This window comes from Chitinophaga solisilvae, assembly GCF_009928525.1.
Classification (GTDB): Bacteria; Bacteroidota; Bacteroidia; order Chitinophagales; family Chitinophagaceae; genus Chitinophaga; species Chitinophaga solisilvae.
Genome location: NZ_JAABOK010000005.1, coordinates 516875 through 540879, shown reverse-complemented (window position 1 = coordinate 540879; position 24005 = coordinate 516875). Strand labels below are relative to the sequence as shown.

At 48.4% G+C, this 24005-nt stretch carries 12 protein-coding genes; 6 read left to right on the top strand and 6 right to left on the bottom strand.

The features are described from left to right. Positions 1–78: 78 nt before the first annotated feature. The 6 genes from GWG06_RS13150 to GWG06_RS13125 form a co-directional block, all read right to left on the bottom strand. On the bottom strand, positions 79–1791 hold the full coding sequence (locus tag GWG06_RS13150; protein WP_160713732.1) for a SusD/RagB family nutrient-binding outer membrane lipoprotein: 1713 nt from the start codon (positions 1789–1791) through the stop codon (positions 79–81). Between the two features lie 21 nt (positions 1792–1812). Then, complete coding sequence (locus tag GWG06_RS13145) at positions 1813–5064, bottom strand: SusC/RagA family TonB-linked outer membrane protein (protein ID WP_160713730.1); 3252 nt, start codon at positions 5062–5064, stop codon at positions 1813–1815. A 519-nt stretch (positions 5065–5583) separates the two neighbouring features. Beyond that, entirely contained in the window at positions 5584–6306 is a 723-nt protein-coding gene (locus GWG06_RS13140) for a hypothetical protein (protein ID WP_160713728.1), read from the bottom strand. 123 nt (positions 6307–6429) lie between these two features. Then, on the bottom strand, positions 6430–7998 hold the full coding sequence (locus GWG06_RS13135) for a SusD/RagB family nutrient-binding outer membrane lipoprotein (RefSeq protein WP_160713726.1): 1569 nt from the start codon (positions 7996–7998) through the stop codon (positions 6430–6432). Positions 7999–8009: 11 nt separating this feature from the next. After that, positions 8010–11096, bottom strand: coding sequence for a SusC/RagA family TonB-linked outer membrane protein (locus GWG06_RS13130; protein ID WP_160713724.1), 3087 nt, complete (start codon positions 11094–11096; stop codon positions 8010–8012). A gap of 282 nt (positions 11097–11378) precedes the next feature. Next, positions 11379–12398, bottom strand: coding sequence for a LacI family DNA-binding transcriptional regulator (locus tag GWG06_RS13125; protein WP_160713722.1), 1020 nt, complete (start codon positions 12396–12398; stop codon positions 11379–11381). A gap of 250 nt (positions 12399–12648) precedes the next feature. Between GWG06_RS13125 and GWG06_RS13120 the strand changes: the two genes are divergently transcribed. The 6 genes from GWG06_RS13120 (at position 12649) to GWG06_RS13095 (ending at position 23988) form a co-directional block, all read left to right on the top strand. Then, on the top strand, positions 12649–13524 hold the full coding sequence (locus GWG06_RS13120) for an AraC family transcriptional regulator (protein ID WP_127037793.1): 876 nt from the start codon (positions 12649–12651) through the stop codon (positions 13522–13524). A 192-nt stretch (positions 13525–13716) separates the two neighbouring features. Then, on the top strand, positions 13717–14316 hold the full coding sequence (locus GWG06_RS13115; RefSeq protein ID WP_127037795.1) for an RNA polymerase sigma factor: 600 nt from the start codon (positions 13717–13719) through the stop codon (positions 14314–14316). Positions 14317–14388: 72 nt separating this feature from the next. After that, positions 14389–15405: a FecR family protein gene (locus tag GWG06_RS13110; protein WP_160713720.1), complete on the top strand. Its 1017-nt coding sequence runs from the start codon at positions 14389–14391 to the stop codon at positions 15403–15405. A gap of 26 nt (positions 15406–15431) precedes the next feature. Next, a complete protein-coding gene (locus tag GWG06_RS13105; protein ID WP_160713718.1) occupies positions 15432–18896 on the top strand; it encodes a SusC/RagA family TonB-linked outer membrane protein in 3465 nt (1154 codons plus the stop codon). Positions 18897–18906: 10 nt separating this feature from the next. After that, the gene (locus tag GWG06_RS13100) at positions 18907–20481 is read left to right on the top strand and encodes a SusD/RagB family nutrient-binding outer membrane lipoprotein (RefSeq protein ID WP_160713716.1); all 1575 of its coding nucleotides are present in this window, start codon (positions 18907–18909) and stop codon (positions 20479–20481) included. Positions 20482–20871: 390 nt separating this feature from the next. Then, complete coding sequence (locus GWG06_RS13095) at positions 20872–23988, top strand: SusC/RagA family TonB-linked outer membrane protein (protein WP_202183011.1); 3117 nt, start codon at positions 20872–20874, stop codon at positions 23986–23988. Positions 23989–24005 lie beyond the last annotated feature (17 nt).

Below are 24005 nucleotides of genomic sequence, written 5' to 3'. Positions count from 1 at the left end.
AAGAAAAAGCCCTCTGAACAGTTCAGAGGGCTTTTTCTTTTGGATATAAATCTCAATTAATTAAATAACTACATGAATCTATTTTTTGTCCCACCATACGCGACCGGTGAAGTCGTTATCGTTGGTACCGTATTCACCTGTTTTCTTCATTTCTTCGATCGCATTTCTCCAGTTTGTCTGGTTGGCGATGGTAGGCTGTGGCAGCTGCCATCTGCGGGGAACTTCAACAGGTACGCCGGACACGGTGTTCTGTTCGAATGCCAGGATACCGTTGACTTTAGGAATGCCGGTACGTTTCCAGGCGCCCCATGCTTCCCATGGAGATTTGAAGTGGTTCAGGAAGTTCTGGATGTTGATTTTTTCCAGTAATACATCCTGAGAGCCGGTGAATGCAATGGCAGGAGATGCGATATAGGCAGCAACTGCCGCGTTATCTAATGCAGCGTAGTCGCGGATCTTGGCTTCTCTTCCCATATCGTCATAAGCCTGGATAGATGCTTTAACACCACTTTCATAGTAGGTTTTAGCATCACCGGAGATCAGACCACGTACAACCAGTTCAGCCATCATGAAACATTGTTCAGCATATGTCAGAATTGGCTGGGTATAACGGGCTCCGTTGGCGCCGCCGTTTTCCGCATCGAGGTTGAAGAGACGATGTTGTACACGGGAAACAGTGTCAATAGTTACATCAACATTTGTACCGTTGAACTTCATTGTATACTGCTTACGCTCAAATATGGATGCCAGGTTTTTGTCAGCTCTTTTATCCGGGTTGGAAGGCAACCCGAAATAGCGGCGTGGGTTATACGTAGCAGTAGCCGGGAACACTCCACCATTCTTCAGACTGTCAACCAGTTCCGGCGTGTAACTGTTCTTCTCAAAGAACAATCCGAGGCGCGGATCTTTGTTGTCATACATGTAATTCAGCATGTTCTGGCTCGCAGAAAGCGGGCTGTTATCCATATTCCAGTTACCACCACGGGCAAAGTTGTTATCAGCAGAGATAAATTTCCATTCATCAGCATTGCTCTTAAACAAACCAGCGTCAGCGTTGGCTACAACTTCCTTTACAATGGCAGCTGTTTTCTCCGGAGCTCTTTTCAGAAGGCGCATAGCGATCTTCATACGAAGTACGTTTCCTGCAGCGATCCATTTATCAGCTTTACCGGAATAAAAAATATCCCCGGTACCTAAACCAGCCTGACTGCCGAGTTTTTTACCCAGCACTGCAACTGCCTCTTTCAATTCTTTATCCCATGCGTCAAACATCTTTTCCTGGGTATCATAAACAGGCGTAAAATTCTGGTTCTCCCGTGCTTTGAGTGCTTCGGAATATGGAATACTTCCATTTGCATCAGAAACTCTCCATGCGCCATAAACTTTCAGAATTTTAGCAATTGCAACCACGTTAGCATAAGCAGCGCGATCGCTCTCCGGCTTATTATTGACCATTGCCTCAATTTCTACCAGGTTCCGGGCAATATCTTTATAGAATCCCTGATAAAAATTATTGGTGTTGTTAGGACTAAAGAGGCCGGTGGCAGAAGACCCAGGCGCTGCTGTACCAAACTGCATCCATTGCAGCTGATAAGAGTAACAGTCATAGAACCAATCAAAATCACGGTCTACAACGCTTTTCGCAGACTGTGTAAAAAGCAGTTCAGGCGGTGCATCCTGACTGATAACAGGACTTGTATTAAGATCTGCAAAGTTTTTGGTGCAGGAGCTCAGGAACATACCGGCAACAGCTACACCTATACCCCATTTATTTACAGCTTTCATTTTCATGTTTTTGTTGTTGAGCGGTTATTAGAATCCTACCTGTACAGTTATACCCATATTACGTACAAATGGTACGGCACCATATTCAGAGAAGGCAGAAGTTTTGTTGTTACGAACTGCTTCCGGATTGATGTGGTTAGGCAGATTGTTGAACAGGTAACCCAGGTTACGGCCTACCACTGATACGCGCAGGCTGGTCAGTTTCCAGCGGTCAATGATGGAAGAAGGCAGGGAGTAACCGAGCGATACTTCACGCAATGCCACATAGGAAGCGTCAAATACAGAAGCCTCGCGGATACCAACGCCCCAGTCGCCGATCATACCATAGTACTGCAGCGGAGTCATTGGTTTCACATAACCTTTGTCATATGCATCGCGATAAGTCATACCATCCAGTACTACTTCAGTACCATTAACTTTAACTTTGGTGCCTGGCTGGAATACGCCTTCAGGAATCATACCATCGTTGCGTACTTTACCGGAAGCATCTGTGTAGGTGATACCACCGTGCTCAGTATCACGACCATCCAGGGTGTTCGCAGTGTTACCACGACCAGTACCATACTGATGGGAAGCAGAGAAGAAGTCGCCGCCGATACGCGCCTGGATCAATACGCCCAGGTTCCAGTTCTTATAGGTAAAGTTATTCTGCAGACCGAGGTTGAAGTCAGGCATGATATTACCTATCACTGCATAACCGCGTTTGTATACATAAGGGAAATCACTGCCGCCAATTGAGATCAACGGACGTCCATTAGCATCTCTTGTGTAGGCATAGTCAGAAACCAGATCACCATAACTTCCGCCAACAGTAGCCAGTGCTTTGACACCCTGGTCTTCGTTCAGTTCCAGTTTGTCCACGCCTGGCGCCAACTCAACTATCTTGTTCTTATTACGGCTTCCATTCAAACTTACATCCCAGGTAAAGTTCTTATTCTGAATCGGTGTACCGTTAATCAGGATTTCGATACCTCTGTTTACCATGCTACCAGCATTAATATAAGCGGATGTTACACCTGATTCAATGGAGGTAGGAAGGTTAATAATCTGATTGGTGATATTGGTTCTGTACCAGGCAACATCAAATCCAAGACGATTATTGAAGAAACGAACATTGGCACCAACTTCCACGCTTTTGGAGATGGAAGGCTTCAGGCTCATGTTCGGTAAGATATGGGAATTATAAATATTTACCAGTGGCAGATCTTTACCAGAAGCAGCTCCCTGGAATAATTCCGGTGTATAGTAACCGATATTGATCTGATATGGATCAAGGTCACCACCTACCATTGCATAAGAGGCACGTAATTTACCATAGCTGATCCACTCAGGCAACTGTCCTTTGAATGTCTGTGTAAATTCCCAGGCACCGCTCACAGAAGGATAAAAATAGGAGTTGTTTGTTTTACCACGGGAGCCTTTAGGATAAGTCAATGCAGAAGACCAGTCATTACGGCCGGTAACATCCAGGAACAATTCGTTGTTATAAGAAAGGCTTGCAGCGAAGAATACGGAATTGATCACTTTACGCAGCAGCGGATCATTTTTTACTATTGGAGCAGAAATGCTGTTACTAATATCATACAGGAACGGAATACGTAAGCCACCGGAAGTACGGTTATTATACTGTTTACCGATGCCACTGTTCCAGGTTTCAGCTCCCAGGTTCAGGCTACCTTCGAATTTCTTGCCCAGTTTCGGTGTAATCATCGCCATACCAGTGAAGGTATATTGTGATTTATTCACACCTGCAGTACTATAGAAACCATCAGATCCCTTAAAGAATTCTCCGGTGCCTACTTCCTTACGCTCGTCAGTGGTTTGCTCATTGCTGAAGTTAGCCTTACCTACAAATTTCAGCCACTCATTAGCAGTTGCGGTGAGGGAGAAATTACCGGTAATCAGCGACTCTTTGCGGGTCCAGCTGTTGAAAGCCATCTGGTAGAAATAATCAGTACCTGGGTTAGTGCTGAGGTTAGCACGTCCGCCGTTCTTTCCGATGTAATTTTCAGGCTTGCTCCAGATAGAAGGATCGTAGTTACGTGGATAAACATATACCCATTTACGACCAATATTGTAGTTGGTGTAATCACCACCCTGACGGTCCGGGTTCTGTGTTTTGGAAGTAGCATAGGTTACGCCCGCATCCGCAGATAATACTTTTGATATCTGGGAAGATCCGCGGAAAGCGAAGGTATTTCTGCCGAATTCGTTGTTCGGAGAAACGCTGTTATTATTCAGGTGGGAGTAAGATAAACGGAAAGTTCCCTTATCGTTACCGCCTTCCATGGCAACGTTAGTATTGAAATATTTACCCGTCTGGTAAAGGTCCTTGGCATTGTTAGGCTTAGGAGTATAAGGTACTTCCATACCGTTAGCCAGTTTTACCATGCTGCCGTCCATTCTTGAACCGAAGCTATACCCGCCTGCGCCGTTGTTATAAGTACCATCCTGACCCTGACCGAACTCGTTCTGCAGGTCGATAGCGCCACGGTAAACTTTCTCCATTTGGGCAGTCTGACTAACGCTAACGCCTATACCTTTTCTCACACTTCCTTTTTTGGTAGTGATGAGAACGGCGCCATTGATAGCACGGGAACCATACAAAGCAGTAGCAGCAGCGCCTTTCAGCACGGTTACTGATTCATAGTCGTCCGGGTTCAGGTTTTTCAGTACGTTACCGAAGTTTACATCGGCAGCACTTTCATCATTTTCGAAGATCACACCATCAATGATGAAGATCGGCTGATCCTTACCGTTGAGGGATTTGGCGCCACGGAGTACGATACGCGGAGCAGCGGCAGGACCACCCGCAGCAGCGGAGATATCCAGACCGGCTACTTTACCCTGTAATGCGGACACCGGGTTGATAGCATTTGTTTTGGCAACATCAGCACCTTTCAGTTCAGTTACGGCATAACCGAGTTTACGCTGTTCGCGTTTCATACCCATCGCCGTTACCACCACTTCGTTCAGGTTCTTGTTGTCCTCTTTTAATGTAATGGTTAATGTGGATTGTCCGTTTACCGGCACTTCCTGGTTGATAAATCCGATATAAGACAGTACCAGTGTAGCATTGGGAGCTACCTGAACTTTAAAGGTACCATCGCCTGTGGTCATTGCGCCATTGGCTGTACCTTTTTCTTTTACCGTTACACCTGGCAAAGGTGTTCCCTTTTCATCTTTTACGGTTCCCGTAACAGCTTTCTTATCCTGCGCCCATGCAGCAACAGCACAGCATAAGAAAAGCAACGTGGCAAGAAGAAGTGATCTTCGCATAGCTTCCTTTTGAATTTAAATTATTACAAGTGATCAGTCACATGAGCATTAATGCACGGTAAAACCCTTTACCACAGCATCCCTGCATTGCACAGGAGGCAGTTTGATATTAAATGGTTTCCGTCGTGGTTTCTTTCTGTCTGGAATACTCCTTACGTCATCTTTATTCACTGTTCAGCTTAACTACAGTAGTAAAACGTTTTAGCTAGCTACAAATAAAAAAAACCTGTTGAGCCCCCATCACTATTCGCTTCACAAACAAGTCTTATTACAGAAAATAACAGTTTCAAACTTAGGTATAATTATGAGAAGTGCAAAAAAGATTTAACAATTTTTTGATAATTGGTTAACAGATCGTTAAGGAAGACAAAATAGTATTTTAGCAAAGTGAAGATAACACCAATAATTACGAATTAGGAATTAGGAATTATGAGTTAAAGCGAAGATCTGAGCGATGAATGTTGATCTATTCGCTGAGATCTTCGCTTTAACTCATAATTCATAATTCTTAATTCATAATTATTTATTAATCGCTTCTACTGTTTTTACCATTGCGGTTTCATCAAAGGGGCCGTTGTAGGAGGAAAGAAACTTTCGGCTGGTAGCGGCGGCCTGGGGGTCTTTGTCCAGCAGGGAGAGGAAGGACTTTTTGCGCAGGGGGGCTTTTTCTGGAATACCGTCTTTTACGAGGTAATAGACAGGTTCCCTGCGGTATTCGTCGTAGTTCTTGCCCGACTGGATCATGCCTTTGTCTACAAAATCGGCGCGGGCAAAGGAGATTTTGATTTCCTTTACCAGGCAGTATTTGCCGGCGGCCAGCTCCTGAACGAATTTATAGCTATCGCCTAAGCGGAGGCCGACAAAAATATGCTGCGTATCTCCCCGCTGGAAGTGGAACATCTGTACCTGCCGGGTTTCCGGAGTATATGCCTTGCCATCGCCACCTTTGATAATCAGCTCATTCTTCTCCAGGTCCAGGTTAGCTTCGTATACTACCGAATGCTTTACCGGTTTGTTATCCATGGAATCCAGCCACATACGCCGCCACTCCGGATACAGATAAGGACTGCCAACCGTATTCTCCTTGTCTCTAAAAGTAAGTCCTATATAGGAAGTCCGCAGATTCCAGCCGTTATCCAGGATATTGGTAGCCCGTATGGCTTTCATCACCTCCATAGAATCCTGCGCCTGCAACACATTCCAGCTTAGCGCCCAAAGAATCAGCACAATTGTCTGCTTCATAACTTTAGTTTTTATTAAAATATACCTTTCCTCCCTTCCCGCTTAATTCCTCCTTCATCATTACATCCGCTGCTGTCTCCGCTCCCATTCGTAATTCGCCATTCGTAATTCGTAATTCACCGTCTATTTATCCCACCACATCCTCGTCATAAACACATCCGGTCCCTGCACGGCGTTGGCCGCTTCTACATTGGCGCGGTTTACGTCGTAGTCGTTACGGGCGTATCGCAGGCGGCGGGGTATCTGGCCGTTGGTTTCGTTGTTCTTATAGTTCACCGGCGTCAGTACGGGATAGCCGCTGCGTCGCCAGTTAGCATATGCTTCGTATTCGTTCAGGAAGGTAGTGATATAGTATTGTACGTTGATAGCCTCCAGTTTATTGTTCAGGGAGCCTGCCAGCGCGGCAGATTGCGCGGTGGCGTAGGCGGTGGCGGCAGCGTCATCATAAACAATTGTGGGAGAATAGAGGGACCATTGCCAGATGCCGGACTTCACCCCGTCAATAAAATAGCCCAGCGGATCGGCGGCGATCCAGCCTCTGGCGGCCGCTTCGGCCAGCATCAGCTGTACTTCCGAATAGGTGATAAAAACATTGGGGCTATTAGGCTGCGCAATAGATTGCCTGGGCTGCGAATAGTGTGCGAGGTCTGCATCGCCTGTGGAGCCGATGCCATATACCGGGTCGCTGCTGTTATCATAGCCGCTGGGCAGCCCTTTCTGCAGAGCCGGCACATCGCTGCCGCCGGGAGTGGAATCTGGTTTGGGCAGTTCGGCAATCATCTGTAAACGCGGATCTGCTTTGGATTTCAGCAGGTTGATGAAAAACCTGGAATATTTGATGTTCAGGTTATCCTTGCTGGTTTCGCCGCGGGCGCCCGGATAGGTGCCTATCACGTGGCTATTGGGATTATCGTAATCTCCGCCGGCATGCTGAATATAGAAGATATCCTGGTTACGGGTGAAGACACCGCCGGCAATGGCTTTCTGTACCCAGTCACGGCCTTTGGAGGGGTCCGACTTTTTGGATAGGCGCAGCCCTACCCGCAGCAGTAAGGAATAGGCCAGTTTCTTCCACTGGGCGGGAGCGCCGCCGTAGCCGGATATATCTGCACTGCCGGGGTTAGCCTTGGCGGCGTCCAGCAGGGAGGCCGCTGCCTGCAGCTCATTGGCGAAACCGGTATAGATCGTTTCCTGCGGATCGTAGGCCGGGGTGAAGTTCAGGTCAATAAATCCCCTGCCGGCGCCGGTATACGGCACATCGCCATACAGGTCTGTCAGCCGCTGCAGCAGGATGACTTTGAGTATACGCGCCATAGCATTATAGTTAGCCTGGGAAGGATCGTCCTTCGTCTGGTTAATCATCGTCTCCAGTATCTTAATACCGTTAGGATAAAAGGAGTTGAAGGCGGCACCGCTGTAGCCGTCGTTATACAGGTACTTATCGCCCGCATACGTAAGGCTCAGCGAGGAAATGTGCTGTATCATAGCGCCGCAGTAGATGAGGTTTGTACGCCACGCTTCAAATTCGCCGCCGGAAGTATAGATCATTCCCCTCGTGAGCATGATACCTGGCGGCAGCACCGGCGATGAGGTAGGGTCTGTATTGATCTGTTCAAAATTTTTGGTACAGCCGCTCAGCAGGAACAGGGCCAGCACCGCTAATATGCCGCGTTTATATAATATCTTAACCATAATCAGATGATTTAAAATTTCACATTCAGATTCAATCCATAACTTCTTGCCTGCGGGTATCCCAGCAGTTCCGTCCCCTGCCCTGCGCCATTACTGTAGGTCGATTCAGGGTCTACGTTCGGCGTATCCTTGTAGATAATCCAGAGGTTGCGCGCTACGAGTGACAGGGAGGCGCCTGTTAACGGCGTTTTTGCCAGGATGCGGGCTGGCAGGCTGTAGGTCAGGATCACCTGACGCAGCTTCACAAATGCGCCGCTGTAAATGAATGGCTCTGCAATGTTGAAAGCGATATTCTGATAGTAGTCCTGTGCGGGTATGACTTTATCCACAAATTTGGTAGGATCATTGGGGTCCTGGGCCTTAATGGAAACGCCGCCTTCCCGGCCCTTGAGGGTTTCCTTCTGCAGTCCGAAGAAGTAGCCGTAGTCGTTGGTACCGGAGTATACTTTATTACCCCAGCGGGCATCTACGAGAACGCCCAGGGAGAAAGCCTTCCAGGTGAAATTATTTGTAATGCCCAGCGTATAGGGCGCTACGCCGGTGCCGAAAATGGTGAGTGGCCCCTGCAGCGGCTTACCGGCGGAGTTGAACAGGATGTTCCCCTGCGCATCGCGCTGGAAGCTGTATCCCTGCAATACGCCGAAAGGCTGCCCCGGCACCTGCTGCACGGTTACGTTGAAAGTGCGTACATCTGATACCTTCAGCGCTGCCAGCTTGCCATCCAGCTGTATCACCTCACTTTTATTATAGGCGAAGTTGGGGGTGATATCCCAGGTGAAATTTTTATTACGTACAGGCGTTCCTGTTAACATCAGCTCTACGCCTTTATTATTCACCTCTCCCACATTGATAAAGGCGGTGTTATAACCGGAGGCATTGGAGATGGTTGTCTGCACAATATCGTCTTTGGTACGGCGGTTATAGAAGGAGAAATCGAGCGAGAGCCGGTTGTCAAAGAACCGGGTTTCAAAGCCCAGTTCATAGCTGGTATTCACATAAGGCTTCAGCAGCGGATTAGGCACGGCGTAGCTGCCATCGGGTGCTTTCTTGATATCGGCAATGGGCAGCGTGGTAGTGCCCAGGGTAAGCGGGTTCTGTACCTGATAGGCTAAGCGCAGCCTGTAGGGATCGGTATCGCCGCCCACCTGCGCCCAGGAAGTCCTGATTTTGGCGTAGTTGATCCATTTGGGCATTGTTACCGCGTCGGACAGTACAAAGCTCAGCCCTGCAGAAGGATAGAAGATGCTGTTGCTGTTCAGCGGCAGTGTGGAAAACCAATCGTTACGTCCGGTGAGGGTAAGATACAGATAGCTTTTGAAAGATACTTCTGCAGAAGCATACAGGGAGTTGATCTTCTTTTCAAAGATATCGTTGGTAATGGTTTTTGTCTGCAGGTTACTCTGATCATAGAAATACGGGATATTGAATGTATTTCCGCTGAGGAAGAGTTTATCATTTTTGCTGCGCATAACGTTGGCGCCGATAAAGCCTGAAATGCGCCAGTCTTCCTTAATCATTTTATCCACTCCCACCATAACGTCGGCATTCAGTTCATAAAAGCGCTGGCGGGTCTGGTCGTTGATCTGGCCGCCAACCTGATAGGCGGTACCATTGGGTGTTACGGCTTTGTTGTTGCGGAAGAACATATCCGCGCCTATGCGTCCTTTCACATACAGCCAGCTGAGCACATCATAGCGCAGTTCGGCGGAATTGATAAATCTGTCTTTTTTATCGTCCTGTACAAAATCATATACAGAGAACCAGGGGTTGGTGATGTATTCGTTGGCGTTCCAGCGGTATTCATTACCGGCAGCATTAAGTTTGCTGTCTCTCAGCGTCTGTACGCTTAAGCTGGTAGGCAGCAGGTACAGTGCGAAGTTGGCGTTGCCGGGGGAGTCGGATACGCGGGGGCGGTTATCGGTACGTTCCCGGATATATTTTGCGTATACGTTCAGGTGTAATTTTCTGCCCAGGGCAGCGGAGATGTTCAGGGAGAGGTTGTCTCTCCTGATACCGGAATTGGGCAGCATGGCTTCATTCTTCATATCGGTGGCGCCGAAGCGGTAGGTAATTTTTTCATTGCCGCCGCTCATGCCGATAGAATTGGTGAAGGTATAGCCGCTTTTATAGAACTTTTTGAAATTGTCTTTCACTGCGCTGTAGGGGCGGCTGATGCCGTCGTACTGGATAACAGATGAGCCGTCCAGCTTTTCGCCCCAGCTGAAAAGTCCGCCGGAGCGGGCATCAGCGGCATTCTGCGGTTTCAGGCCGTTTCTGCCCATGCCGTAATCGTATTGCCAGTCCAGGTTTTCTACAGCGGGGCGGTCCAATACGATGTTGCTGCTATATTCCACACCTACGCCTTTGCGGCTGGCGCCGGATTTGGTGGTGATGAGGATAACGCCGTTGGAAGCGCGGGAGCCGTAAAGGGCGGCGGCAGTGCCTCCTTTCAGTACAGACATGGTAGCAATATCATCCGGGTTGATGCTGGAGATACCGTCGCCGGCGTCGGTACCACCATATTCATTGGCGGTGCCGAGGTTATCGTTATTGATGGGGATACCGTCTACCACAATCAGGGGCTGGTTGTTCCTGTTTTTATCGATGGAGGTGTTACCCCGGAGGATGATGCGGCTGGAGCCGGCCGGTCCTGTGGAGGTATTGGTGACATTCAGTCCGGCCACTTTCCCGGAGAGGGTATTGGCGATATTGGTGGATCTGGCCTGAGTCAGTTCCTCCCCTTTGATTTCAGAAACGGCATAGCCGAGCGCTTTCTTTTCTTTCCTGATACCGAGTGCGGTCACCACTACTTCGCTCAGATTTTTTTCATCCTGCTGCAGGGTAATGTTGATAACTGTTTCATTGCCCACCTGTACTTCCTGTGGGAGGTATCCGAGGAAGCGGAATACGAGGGTGCTGCCCGCGGCGGCGGATAACGAATAGGCGCCATCCGGATTGGTGGCGGTTCCTTTAGAAGTACCTTTTACGAGGATGTTCACACCTGCCAGGGGCTGGCCGGAGGCATCCGTTACTTTCCCTGTAACCGCCTGCTGCGCCCATATAGCAGGGGCAGCCAGCAACATTACAAGCAGGAGCATAAGACGAATAGAACTCTTAATCATGCTTTAATGAATGAGGTGAAGAATAATCGGGGATACTGCGTTTGTTGGTTGATACGTGGAGAGATAACAACGCGGAGAGATTTTTTGTTTCACAATTACGAATTGCGGATTCATTTTATTATGTGATTATTTGGTTATTTGAGATTTATATAAAAGCGAAGACCAGAGCGATTATACTTTAAGTATTTGCTCTGGTCTTCGCTTTTATATAAATCTCAAATAACCAAATAATCACATAATAAAATGAATCCGTAATTCCTACAGGGGCATCGACGATTCTCTTACAATCAACGCTGGTTCCAGCACGATCTGTTGCGGAGCAGCAGAGGGGTGGTTCAGTTCTTTCATCAGCACTTCGATGATGTTGCGGCCTATTTCGGTGATGGGCTGGGCAACGCAGGTGATAGCAGGGCTGTGCAGGCGGAAGAGGTCATGGTCGTCGAAGCTGGCCACGCCGATTTGTTTTCCTATCTGCCAGCCGAGGGAGCGGATGCTTTCGATGCCGTAGATACCGAGGTAGTTGGTGGCAAAGAAGACGGCGTCCAGGTCTTTGATGGAGGTAAGGAATTTTTTTATTTCAGCGTTAAAGCTTTCGTGGTCCAGTTCAAAGGGGAGTTTTTTGATCTGGGCTTTACTGAAGGGCAGATGATGATCTTTCATGGCGGCGGTGAAGCCGTCCAGGCGGTCTTTCATCTGTATCTGATCGGAGGTGATGGTGACGATGCCTATTTTTTTATATCCCTGAGCGGCGAGGTGGCTGCCGGCGTTATAGGCGCCGCGGTAGTTGTCTACTACCACGTAGTGGGAGCTGACATGCGGAAAGTACCGATCCAGCAGAACTACGGGTTTAGCGGTTTCTTTCAGGAGTTCAATATCCTTTTCCAGGTTTTTGGTGGGCGTAACGATGTATCCGTCTACCTGGCGGTACTTCAGTACTTCGAGCAGGCCCCTGGCTTTTTCTGTATTGTCTTCCGTACTGCCGTAGAGCACTTTATAGCCGTGTTTGTCGGCTTCATCTTCCATTACTTTGGCGAGGCTGGCGAAGAAGTTGTTGGCAATATCTTCCACCATGAGGCCGATGGTTTTGGTTTTACCGGTACGGAGGCCACGTGCCAGCTGGTTGGGTTTATATTTCAACCGGGTGGCTATTTTCTGTATTTTCTTGCTGACCTGTTCGCTGATTCTTTTTTCCTTTGCTTTTCCGTTGAGAACGAACGAGACTGTTGTCGGAGACACTCCCGCCTGTTTTGCAATATCTTTAATAGAGATCCCTTTCATAGAAAACAGTTGCTATATCGATTTAGCCCAGCGTAAATTACAAAATGAAAACAACAATTTACGTCCTTGCCGGAATTTATCCAAATAAGGGAAAAATTATCGGCGGGCAGAGATATATGACATGTAAGGGTCATTTTCGGGAGAATGATGTTTTTTTAACCAATTTTTAATAATTTGGCAACATTCATAGGACAATGGTAATACTAAACAGGGTAATACCATGTAAAAAGCAGTTTAAATTAATACATGAATGAAACCCATTCTTATTAAAGTTGGGGCTTTTGCCGATAACCAGATCACTATCATAGAGAGATGTGATCCGTATTTTAACACGCCGTTCCATTTTCATCCGGAGTGCGAGCTGGTATTTGTTACGGAGAGCCACGGGAAGAGAATTGTAGGAGACAGCATTGAGAGCTTTGAAGAAGGTGACATGGTATTTCTGGGGCCTCACATTCCGCATGTGTGGTATAATGAAGAAGAATATTACAAGGGAGATGAAAACCTGAAGGCCCGCTCTGTGGTGATTTATTTTCCGAAAGACATTTTTGGCGAAAAATTTTATGGCCTGCCTGAAACGAAGGCACTCACGGAACTGTTCCACCGGGCGCAGCGGGGCATGAAAATCACCGGTCCTACCTACGACAGGCTGAAGCCGGAAATCCTTTCCCTCCCCCGTAAAGAGGGCCTGGAGCGGATCATCTCACTGCTCGGCATTCTCAAAACATTATCCGAAACAAAAGACTGCTACTACCTGGCCAGTACCGGCTACTCGCATGCCTACAACGTGAAGGACAACCACAAGATCGACGAAGTTTTCAAGTACGTCATGAATAACTTCCCGAAAGAAATTTCACTACAGGATGTAGCCAGTATCACCAATCTCTCCCCGCAGTCATTCTGCAGGTTCTTTAAAAACCGCACCAAAAAGTCGTTTGTACAGTTCCTGAATGAAGTACGCATCGGCCATGCCTGCAAGCGCCTCACCGAGGAAGACTGGTCCATAGCCGAAATAGCCTACAGCTGCGGCTTTAAAAACCTGTCCAACTTTAACCGCTTCTTCAAGGAAATAGTAGGAAAGACACCGAAGGAGTACAAGAATGAGCTACGTTTGAAAGAAGCATAATATTATTTGAGATTTTATTATTTGGTTATCTGAGATTTTGCTGCAATTCATGAAATACCTTGTACCAATAACTTCTGAAGTATATCCTGCATGACAGCAAAATCTCAGATAACCAAATAATAAAATCTCAAATATTCTTCTTACTTTCATTTTAGTATTCAACCAAAACGTCTAAGTTGCTACTGTAATTCAATGTTCAGCAGTTATTCAGATAACCAGTTATTATCGCTTTTGAAAAGCGACGACAGCGCAGCCTTCAATGCCATCTACGACCGGTACAGTAAAATGTTGTATCTCTTTATCTACAGCAAGCTCGATACCGCAGAGATCAGTAAGGATGTGCTGCAGGACCTGTTTATTTCCCTGTGGGAGAAGAGAAAGACATTAGTCTTGCAGGAATCGCTGAAATCGTATCTCTACCAGGCAGCCCGTCATAAAATTATTGACATCTACCGCAAGAATGCCACCTACCGCAAATACCTGCAGCAGCTGATTGAGCATTTTGATGCGCAGCCGCATTCCATAGTAGACACTGTAGACTATAAGGCCAGAACACAGGAACTGTTTGAAGCCATCAATCACCTGCCGGAACGCATGAAGGAAATATTTATGCTCAGCAGGTTTGAGAACCTTTCCATTGAACAGATCTCCACTCACCTGGGACTGTCCCAGCAAACCGTCAAAAACCAGATTACCAAAGCTTTAAAGATATTACGTACCAACTATGCCCAGACAGATATGATATTATTGGTAATATCTGTACTCCTGGCTGCAAGTAATACTCATACCTAAAAATTTTTAAGAGTAAATGGTACCTTTTCCACGTTATTACGACTTACATGCACATCCAAAAAACGCTATCAGGTGGACACAGAACAGATAAAAATATTGCTGGAGCGATATAATCAGGGGAGTTGCTCACCGGAGGAAGCGGATATTATAGATAAATGGTTTGAGCAGATCAACAGCCGCCAGTCTGTTATTGCAGACGACCGGATCCTCGACCAGCAACTCGATGAAGTAAAACTGCGCATTCAGGAACATATCAGGCCTGCACCACAGGTGCGCAATATGCGCCCCTGGTACTGGTCTGCCGCAGCGGCTGCCGTAGTGCTGGCCGCCGGCGCCTTCTGGTTCAGCAACAGGCCCTTATCCGCAGACCATACCGGCAGCCAGCCACTGGCCCAGCTGCCCGCAACAGGCAGTACCCGCATCGTTAAAGACGGCTTCGTGGAAATTACCACCGCAAAAGGAGCCAGAGAAAATATTACCCTGCCGGATGGCAGCACCATTGCCCTGAACGCAGGCAGCCGCTTACGCTACCCCGTTGATTTTGACAGTACTGAAAGAAGCGTGCAGCTGCAGGAAGGAGAAGCCTACTTCGTGGCCGCTCCGGATCCTGCCCGCAGATTTGTGGTGCGTACCTCCGATCTTGCCACCACTGCGTTGGGCACCGCTTTCAATATCAGGGCCTATGACAGCGAAAATAAAGTTACCGTAGCACTGATTTCCGGTAAAGTAAAAATCGAACAACTCAACAGCAAGAGCAACACCGCCATGGTACTGCTCCCCAGCGAACAGATCAGCTTCGACTGCCTCCAGCTCAGTATGATTAAAACTTCCTTCGGCAAACCCGACGAAGTCACCGCCTGGAAGCAGGGCTACCTCGTATTTAAAGACGCTCCGTATAAGGAAATTGTAACAGGAATTGAAAACCGTTATGGAGTTACTGTTATCAACCAAAGTAATAAAACAGCATGGAATTACACCGGCAGCTTTAAAAATGAAAATCTTGCCGAAGTTATGGACATCATTTGTATCGCCAAATCACTTTCTTATACCATTAAAAAAGATACCGTTTATCTTGTAAATCAAAAATAGCTCATATGAGGGTAAAGCCATGCCCCATGATATGGTTTCTATCCATGGGGCTGATGCTGACACTGCTGTTGGCCGGGAGCTTGAACACCTTAACCAGCGCTATCACGCTGACCCAACACCCTCCCGGTACTATCCTTGTCAGTATCCAGGTGAAAAATAAAAACCTGGAAGATGTAATCGCCGAAATTTCGGCTAAAACAGGGCTAAACTTTCATTACGACAAAACTGATCTGAACCTGAAGAAAAAGGTTTCATTACATTGCACCAAAACACCGATAGAAGACGTACTGGCGTTATTATCAGATCAGACCGGACTAAAGTTTACCCGCATTAATAACAAAATAATCGTAGGCGCAGAAAGTGATACCAGTAATACACCCACTGTAGACCTGCTAAAGCACGTTTCACTTGAAAGAGAAATAACCGGAACTGTACGCGACAGCAAAGGCACGCCACTTCAGGGAGTAACCGTACAAATCAAAAACACCAATAAAGGCACGCAGACCAACGCTGAGGCAGGCTTCAACATCAGAGCCTACCCCGGCGATGTACTTATTTTCAGCTCCGTCGGCTACCTCAACCGCGAAATAACCGTTGGTACCGACAGCGAAATCAATCTCATTCTGCGGGAAAATATCAAAGCGCTCAGCGAACTGGTGGTGACCGCCCTGGGCATTCAGAAAAAATCAAGGGAACTCCCCTATGCCACCCAGCAGCTCGACGGCGACGATCTCTCCCTCGTGAAAGACGCCAATGTCATTAATTGTCTCAGCGGCAAAACCGCAGGCGTTTCCGTTACCCGCAGCGCTTCCGGTATCGGCGGCTCTGTCCGCGTTATTCTCCGCGGTAATAAATCTACCCGCGAGAATCAGCCGCTCTATATTGTAGATGGCGTACCATACGCCAACTTCACCCCCTCGCAGCCACAGGATGTATGGGGCCAGTCCAACAACATCATCGGCGCCGGCGGCCGCGATGGCGGCGACGGCATTTCTAATATCAACCCGGATGACATTGAGAGCATCAGCATCCTCAAAGGCGCATCCGCAGCAGCGCTGTATGGCAGCCAGGCAGCCAACGGCGTTATCCTCATCACCACCAAAAAAGGACGCCCCGGCAGAAACAAGATTGATGTATCCTCCGATTTTACCCTGGAAACACCGTCCCTGCTACCCGGACTACAATACCGGTATGCACAGACAGACCCTCCGGGACCGGATAAGGTAGGCATTCCCCAACCCGGCTCCCTCGGCAGCTGGGGCAAAGCCATACAAGCCCCCGACCATGTGCGCCCGTTCTATAATACCGGCCACACCTGGACCAATACCATCGCCTTCAGCGGCGGCACCGAAACAGCACAGAGTTATTTTTCCTATTCCAACACCAACAACAAAGGCATATTGCCTACCAATAAATTTGACCGGCATACCCTCAACTTCAGGGAAACACTGAAACTGCTGAACAACAAACTGGTAATGGATGCCAACGTATCCTTCCTGGCACAGCAAACCAACAACCGGTTATCGTCCGGATTGTACTTCAGCCCAATCTCCGGCCTCTATACCTTTCCGCGCGGACAGGACTTCAACTACTACCGCGATAATTTCGAATACTTTGATAAAACGCGTAGCCTGTACATGCAGAACTGGTGGAACATCCGCAATGATAAAAAATGGATCGGGCAGGATGACCAGCAGAACCCGGTGTGGGCGCTGGAACGCAATCTGCGGCTGGATTCCCGTTATCGTGGCATGGCATCCCTGGCGCTCAGCTACCAGCTCAACAGCTGGCTGTCCCTCAAGGGCCGCGGCAGTTTCGACAAATCGCTGGACCAGTACGAACTGGAAGCCTACGCAGGCACACAGGTGGTACTGTCTGGCTCCAACGGCCGGTATACGCTGGAACGGGAGTTTAATACCCAGCTGTATGCAGACATTATGGTGAATGCCAGCAGCAAGATCAACAGCTGGCTGCACCTGGCCGGAAACATCGGGTCCAGTATCACGGATATCAAAGCGCATGAAAGAACCTTCAGTGGCGCCAATCCCAATGCAGATCCCGGTCTTAACTACCCTAACAAATTCGCCGTTACCAATATTTCCAACAATTCGCTGGATGCACAGCACAATGTGGACCAGCGGCAACTGCAGGCGGTCTTCGCCAACGCACAGCTGGGCATCAAAAATTTTGTCTTCCTGGATCTTACCGGTCGCAACGACTGGTCCAGTACCTTTGCCTTTACGCCCACCCTGGAGAAAGGCTACTTCTATTATTCTGCCGGCATTTCCGCCATCTGGAATGATATGTTTAAGATGCCGAAATATATAGATCTTCTGCGTACGCGCATCTCCTACGCCAAAGTAGGAAATGATATTGCCGCCTATTCTTCCAGGCCTTCCATATTCGGCCTGCAGACCATTGCCGGCGTTACCAGGGTAGTACTGAATCAGAAAACACCTTATCCCGGCGTATTCCTGGAACCTGAAGATAACCGCTCCTTCGAAGCCGGCCTGGAAACACGCCTCTTCGGCAACCGCGTACACCTGGATGTTACCTTCTATAAAAACAATAACTACAAGCAGTACATGGAAGTGCCCGCCCCTCCGGGATCCCGGTATATGACCTATTATCTCAACATGGGAAATATACAGAACCAGGGACTGGAAGCAGCACTAACGGTAACACCTATACGTAATAAAGCGGTTACCTGGAACAGCACCCTGAATTTTTCCACCAACCGGAATAAGGTAATTAAACTCAGTAATATCAATATTCCCGGTGCAGATAATACCAATATGTTCACCCTGACAGAATTCGGCGTGAATATGTTCGGGGCATACATCAAGGAAGGCGGCTCCTGGGGCGACATTTACTCCAACAAGGAACTGGTGCGCAACCAGAAAGGACAGATTATTGTAGACAGCGAAGGTAAACTGCGGACACGCGGCACTTTCAAAAGAGTCGGCAACCCCAGCCCTGATTTCATGCTGGGATGGAACAACACCCTGGAGTACCGTAACTTCTCCCTCAGCTTCCTGGTAGATGGCCGTTTCGGTGGAAAAGTGATGAGTGTTACGCAGGCAGTGCTGGACTGGTACGGCGTCAGCGCTGTTACCGCCAATGCCCGCGATAATGGCGGCGTAGTGATAGATGCCGTGCAGGAAGACGGTACGCCGTTCACCGGCAAGATTGATGCGCAGGCCTACTATACCACCATCGGTGGCAGGGCCGGTATCGGGGAGATGTATATGTACGACGCTACCAATATACGTTTGCGGGAGCTGAGTCTCAGCTATCTTATTCCGCTGAAATGGAAATGGGTCAAAAGCCTACGCGCCGGCATCATCGGCCGTAACCTGTTTTTCTTTAAACTGGATGCGCCGTTTGATCCGGAAGTATCTATGGGTACTACCAACGGATTGGGTGGGGTAGATGTGTTCGGGCTGCCGCCTACGCGGAGTACCGGTATTAACCTGAAAATCGGATTTTAAAAACGCACAAATGAAAAGCCGGAGATATACAGCGCTGGTGGCTATCGCCATAATGATGCTGGGAAGCAGTTGTGTCAAGAAATTTGGCGAGATAAACAAAAACCCCTACGGTTTCGGGGAAGATGACCTGCAGGCAGACTTCCAGCTGATGGGCGAGCCTTTGTCGCAGGCCCAGCTGAACCTGCTCATCTACAACGACCCTCCGACCGCGCAGCTGCAACAGAATCTGAATGCAGATGTATTCTCCGGATATATGATGTCGCCTACCCCTTTTGAAGGTAACATCAACAACACCAATTACGGCCTGTTGTATTACTGGAACAACAAACCCTGGACGGTTACCTATGGCAATGTGATGAAGACCTGCGATTTTGCCCAGCAGAAAGCCAAAGGTCATTATTCCGATTTCTATGCGTGGGCACAGATACTGAAAGTAGAAGCCATGCATCGTATCAGCGATATCTACGGACCTATCATCTATACGCATTACGGACATATCAACAATGAGCAGGGCGTGGACTTTGATTCGCAGGAAGAAGCATACACAGCTTTTTTCAAAGACCTGAACGAAGCCATTGACACCCTGACCGCCTGTATTAACCGGAATGACGAGCAGCGGTTTCAGCACTTCGATCTTGTGTATAACGGGGATTACCGCAAGTGGGTAAAATTTGCCAATACGCTGCGGCTGCGGCTGGCCATACGTATTTCCACCGTAAACGAGGACAAGGCGAGATATGAAGGTGAAAAGGCGCTGGCCCATCCGCTGGGGCTGCTGGAAGCCTACCAGGAAAATTTCACTGTCAACATCGCTCCCGTCACACATCCGCTGAACATCATGTGTTACACCTGGGCGGACCTGCGTATGAGCGCTCCGATGGAGTCCATACTTACCGGCTACAATGATCCGCGCTTACCTTACTACTTTGTGCCTACAGACGGCGCTGCTACATATCACGGCATCCGTAACGGTATCGCCATTGCCGCCAAGGAAGAATATTCAGGATTCTCCCAACTAGTCAGGTTTCCTAACAAAATACAATTCATGACAGCAGCAGAATCCTGGTTCCTGAAGGCAGAAGCAGCACTATATGGCTGGGCGAATGCCGGCAATGCTGCCACGAATTACGAAAAGGGTATCAGCACTTCTTTCGCCCAATACCAGATACCTAACGTTACCGAATATACGAATAACAGCACCAGCCGGCCCAGGCCCTATATTGATCCGCAGAACGAGGTCAACAATGTATTAGCCGGCAGTCCGCATCTGAGTACCATTACCATTAAATGGGAAGAGGGCGCCTCCCTGGAGAAAAAGCTGGAACGTATCATCACCCAGAAATGGATAGCAATGTTTCCCGAAGGGCAGGAAGCCTGGAGTGAATTCAGGCGTACCGGTTACCCCAGGTTATTCCCGGTGGTTATCAATAACAGTGGCAATACAATCCCGCAGGGTACTTTTATCCGCCGCCTGCCTATGCCACAGATAGAGCAGACCACCAACCCCAGGGCGCTGGAACGCGCCATACGTACGCTTAAAGACGATGATGACGGAGGCACCCGCCTATGGTGGGACAGGAAATAATTTTTTTTTGTTACTGATGGTACCATTGTTTTTACCACACGACATCTTTACCGTTGCATAGCTGCAGGTGACGATTGCAGCGGTGCGTATCACCAGAATTGATTAAATACAATTTCATGTAGAAAAACTATTACAGCAGGTATTGCCGGGATTCAGCCAACAACCGCAACAGACATCAACGTTCAGCACGCTATCGGATCCGGGCAGGTACCCATCACAAATTCAAATTCATTTTTTAATCACCACGTGACAAGGTATGGTCGCACGCCATGCTGCGGGACTTCTTTTGGCTGATGCCGGAAGGGAATGGTATAATATTCATGCACGCAATTCGATGGTAAATTTTTTTCAACAAGTTAAATACCATTATTCACAAAAAAACAGGCAAGTATGAAAACAAACCTACGCCTTATGAAAGTGTGTGCTGTTACGGGACTGGCGCTCACTTCCATATTAGCAGACCATGCGTATGTGAAGGCTGCCGGCTATACTTATCCGCCCACAGCTTCATTTCGTAGCATTCAACAGGAGAAGGAAATAAGCGGAACTGTACGGGATAGCAAAGGTGCGCCATTGCCAGGCGTATCCGTACAGGTAAAAGGCACCAACAGAGGTGCGCAGACAAATGCCAGCGGCCAGTTTCATCTGAACGCTAAAAGCGGTGATGTATTGGTATTCAGCTCCATCGGCTTTGCCCCACAGGAAGTAACCGTGGGAGCCGGCACAACTGTCAGTGTAAAAATGGACGACAATGTAAAAGGATTAAATGAATTGGTAGTTACCGCACTCGGTGTAAAGAAGACCGCCAAATCCCTTACCTATGCCACACAAAGAATAGGCGGCGAAGAACTCACCACCGCAAAGGATGCGAACCTGATGAACTCCATCAACGGTAAAGCCGCCGGTGTAACCATCAGCAGAAGCAGTTCCGGCGTAGGCGGTTCCGTAAAAGTGACACTGCGCGGTAATAAATCAGCACAAAGCACTAACCAGCCATTGTATGTTATTGATGGTATTCCCGTTACCAACTACACCACCCAGCAGCCTAACAGTACCTGGGGCGGCGATGGTAACACTACCTTCTCTCCCGGCCGCGACGGCGGCGATGGTATCTCCAACCTGAACCCCGACGATGTGGAAAGCATCCAGGTGCTGAAAGGCGCTTCCGCTTCCGCACTCTATGGCAGCCAGGCTGCCAACGGCGTTATCCTCATCACTACCAAAAAAGGTAAATCCGGTATTGCCAAAATAGAATTCTCCAGCGGTTTTACCCTGGACAAAGTTGCCTACAAACCAAAGCTGCAGAACTCCTACGGCGAAACAGAACCGGGTTCCACCAACAGCTGGGGCAAAGAAATCAGCAATGCGCCTGATAATATATCCGATTTCTTCCGCACCGGAAATACCTGGATCAATTCCATCAACTTCACCGGTGGTAACGAGAAAGCACAAACGTTTTTCTCCTATGCTAACACACATGCTACCGGCATAATGCCCGGCAACGAACTGAACAGACATAACTTCACCATCCGGGAAACCGCCAAATTCCTGAACGATAAACTCACGGTGGATGGTAGTGCCAACATCGTGAAACAAAACCTGGAAAACGGCCCCTCCAGCGGTTTGTACTTTAACCCGCTCACCGGTTTGTACCTGTTTCCAAGAGGAAAAGATTTATCTCCCTACAAAAATCAATATACCCAGTTCGATAATACCAGAAAGATAGACTTACAGAACTGGCCTTTCAATGAAGATGTTCAACAAAACCCATACTGGATTGTAAACAAAAATCCAAGTACCACCGTTCGTAACAGAACGCTGTTAAGTCTCTCTCTCAAATATGATTTCGCTGACTGGTTATACTTACAGGTACGTGGTAACATAGACCGCACCAACGACACCTACGATGCCCGTTTCTATGCAGGCACCAACGGAGTGCTGGCTGGCCCGAACGGTCGTTACCTCATGAACAACCTGACCAATACACAGTCTTACGGCGACGTTATCCTGAACTTCAACAAACAGCTCGGCAGCTTCAAGCTGAATGCGCTGGCTGGTAGCAGCATCCTGGATAACAAAACCAAAGGCATGTCCGGCGACAGCTTCCTGGGCGACCTGTATGTGGCGAACTCCTTTACGCTGCAGAACATGGCTCCGGGCAGCCAGATACAGACTGCCAGAGAAGCACACAGCCAGCTGCAGGCTTTATTCGCCAGTGTGAACCTGTCTTATAAAGACCTCGTATTCCTTGATCTGAGCGGCCGTAACGACTGGGCATCTACTTTATCCTTTACCCCCAACGGCTCCTACTTTTATCCCTCTGCCGGCCTCTCATTCATGTTACACCAGTTGCTGAACCTGGGCGAACCGGTAAGCTACGCAAAACTCCGCGGCTCCTACGCCATCGTGGGTAACGCAGTACCTGTTTATGTAACCAACCCTGTTAACACCCTGGGCGTAGTAGGCGGTACCATCGCCTTCAACTCCGTGCGTGCCTTCAGGGATCTGAAACCTGAAAAAACAAAATCGTTTGAAATCGGTACGGAATGGCGTTTCCTGAATAACAGGCTGAACTTCGACTTCACCTACTATAAAACCAATACCATCAACCAGTTCTTCCAGATCGCCATTGCGCCGGGTACCGGTAAAAGCCAGGCCTTCATCAACGGTGGTAATATCCAGAACACCGGTATTGAAGTATTGGTAGGATATGATGTCATCAAAACAAATGATTTCAGATGGAATACTTCACTGAACTATTCCCATAACAAAAATACCGTGCTGGAGCTGGCAGACAACGTAGATCAGTTCATCCTGACACCTCCGGGCTCCAACACCTTCTCCTCTGTACTCGCCAAAGGCGGTTCCTATGGCGATATCTACGGCAAGGCGCTGAAACGTGATGAAAACGGCCGTATCCTCATCGATGCAGATAACAAGCCACTGGTAACTTCTGACCAGGTATTTGTAGGCAACCCTAACCCTAAATGGCAGGGCGGCTGGAGCAATACGCTCAGCTACAAGGACTTTACCCTGAGCTTCCTGGTAGACGGTAAATTCGGCGGCAAGGTAATGTCTATGACAGAAGCCGTACTGGACAAATATGGCGTATCTGAAAGAAGCGGCGAAGCCCGTAAGAACGGCGGCGTAACCATTGATGGTGTATACGAAGCCAACAAACAACCGGTTAACAAGATAGATGCCGCTACGTGGTATGGCGCGCTCGGCGGCCGTGACGGCGTTTCCGGCGAATATCTCTACGATGCCACCGTAGTAAGGCTGCGTGAATTATCCCTGGGTTATGCCGTTCCTTCCAAAGTATTGGGAAAAGGTTTTGTAAGAAGCCTGCGTTTATCGCTCATCGGCAGAAACCTGTGGTATATCTCCAAAAAAGCGCCGTATGATCCGGAAGTGACCATGTCAACAAACAACGGACTTGCCGGTGTGGATATGTTCGGCCTGCCTGCTACCCGCAGCTTTGGTCTTAACCTGAATGTTGGATTCTAATGATGTTCACCTTTAAT

Bases quoted from the DNA above. Each gene is read 5' to 3' on its own strand.
- GWG06_RS13150 (WP_160713732.1), bottom strand. From the start codon at position 1,791: ATGAAAATGAAAGCTGTAAATAAATGGGGTATAGGTGTAGCTGTTGCC.
- GWG06_RS13145 (WP_160713730.1), bottom strand. From the start codon at position 5,064: ATGCGAAGATCACTTCTTCTTGCCACGTTGCTTTTCTTATGCTGTGCT.
- GWG06_RS13140 (WP_160713728.1), bottom strand. From the start codon at position 6,306: ATGAAGCAGACAATTGTGCTGATTCTTTGGGCGCTAAGCTGGAATGTG.
- GWG06_RS13135 (WP_160713726.1), bottom strand. From the start codon at position 7,998: ATGGTTAAGATATTATATAAACGCGGCATATTAGCGGTGCTGGCCCTG.
- GWG06_RS13130 (WP_160713724.1), bottom strand. From the start codon at position 11,096: ATGCTCCTGCTTGTAATGTTGCTGGCTGCCCCTGCTATATGGGCGCAG.
- GWG06_RS13125 (WP_160713722.1), bottom strand. From the start codon at position 12,398: ATGAAAGGGATCTCTATTAAAGATATTGCAAAACAGGCGGGAGTGTCT.
- GWG06_RS13120 (WP_127037793.1), top strand. From the start codon at position 12,649: ATGAAACCCATTCTTATTAAAGTTGGGGCTTTTGCCGATAACCAGATC.
- GWG06_RS13115 (WP_127037795.1), top strand. From the start codon at position 13,717: ATGTTCAGCAGTTATTCAGATAACCAGTTATTATCGCTTTTGAAAAGC.
- GWG06_RS13105 (WP_160713718.1), top strand. From the start codon at position 15,432: ATGATATGGTTTCTATCCATGGGGCTGATGCTGACACTGCTGTTGGCC.
- GWG06_RS13100 (WP_160713716.1), top strand. From the start codon at position 18,907: ATGAAAAGCCGGAGATATACAGCGCTGGTGGCTATCGCCATAATGATG.
- GWG06_RS13095 (WP_202183011.1), top strand. From the start codon at position 20,872: ATGAAAACAAACCTACGCCTTATGAAAGTGTGTGCTGTTACGGGACTG.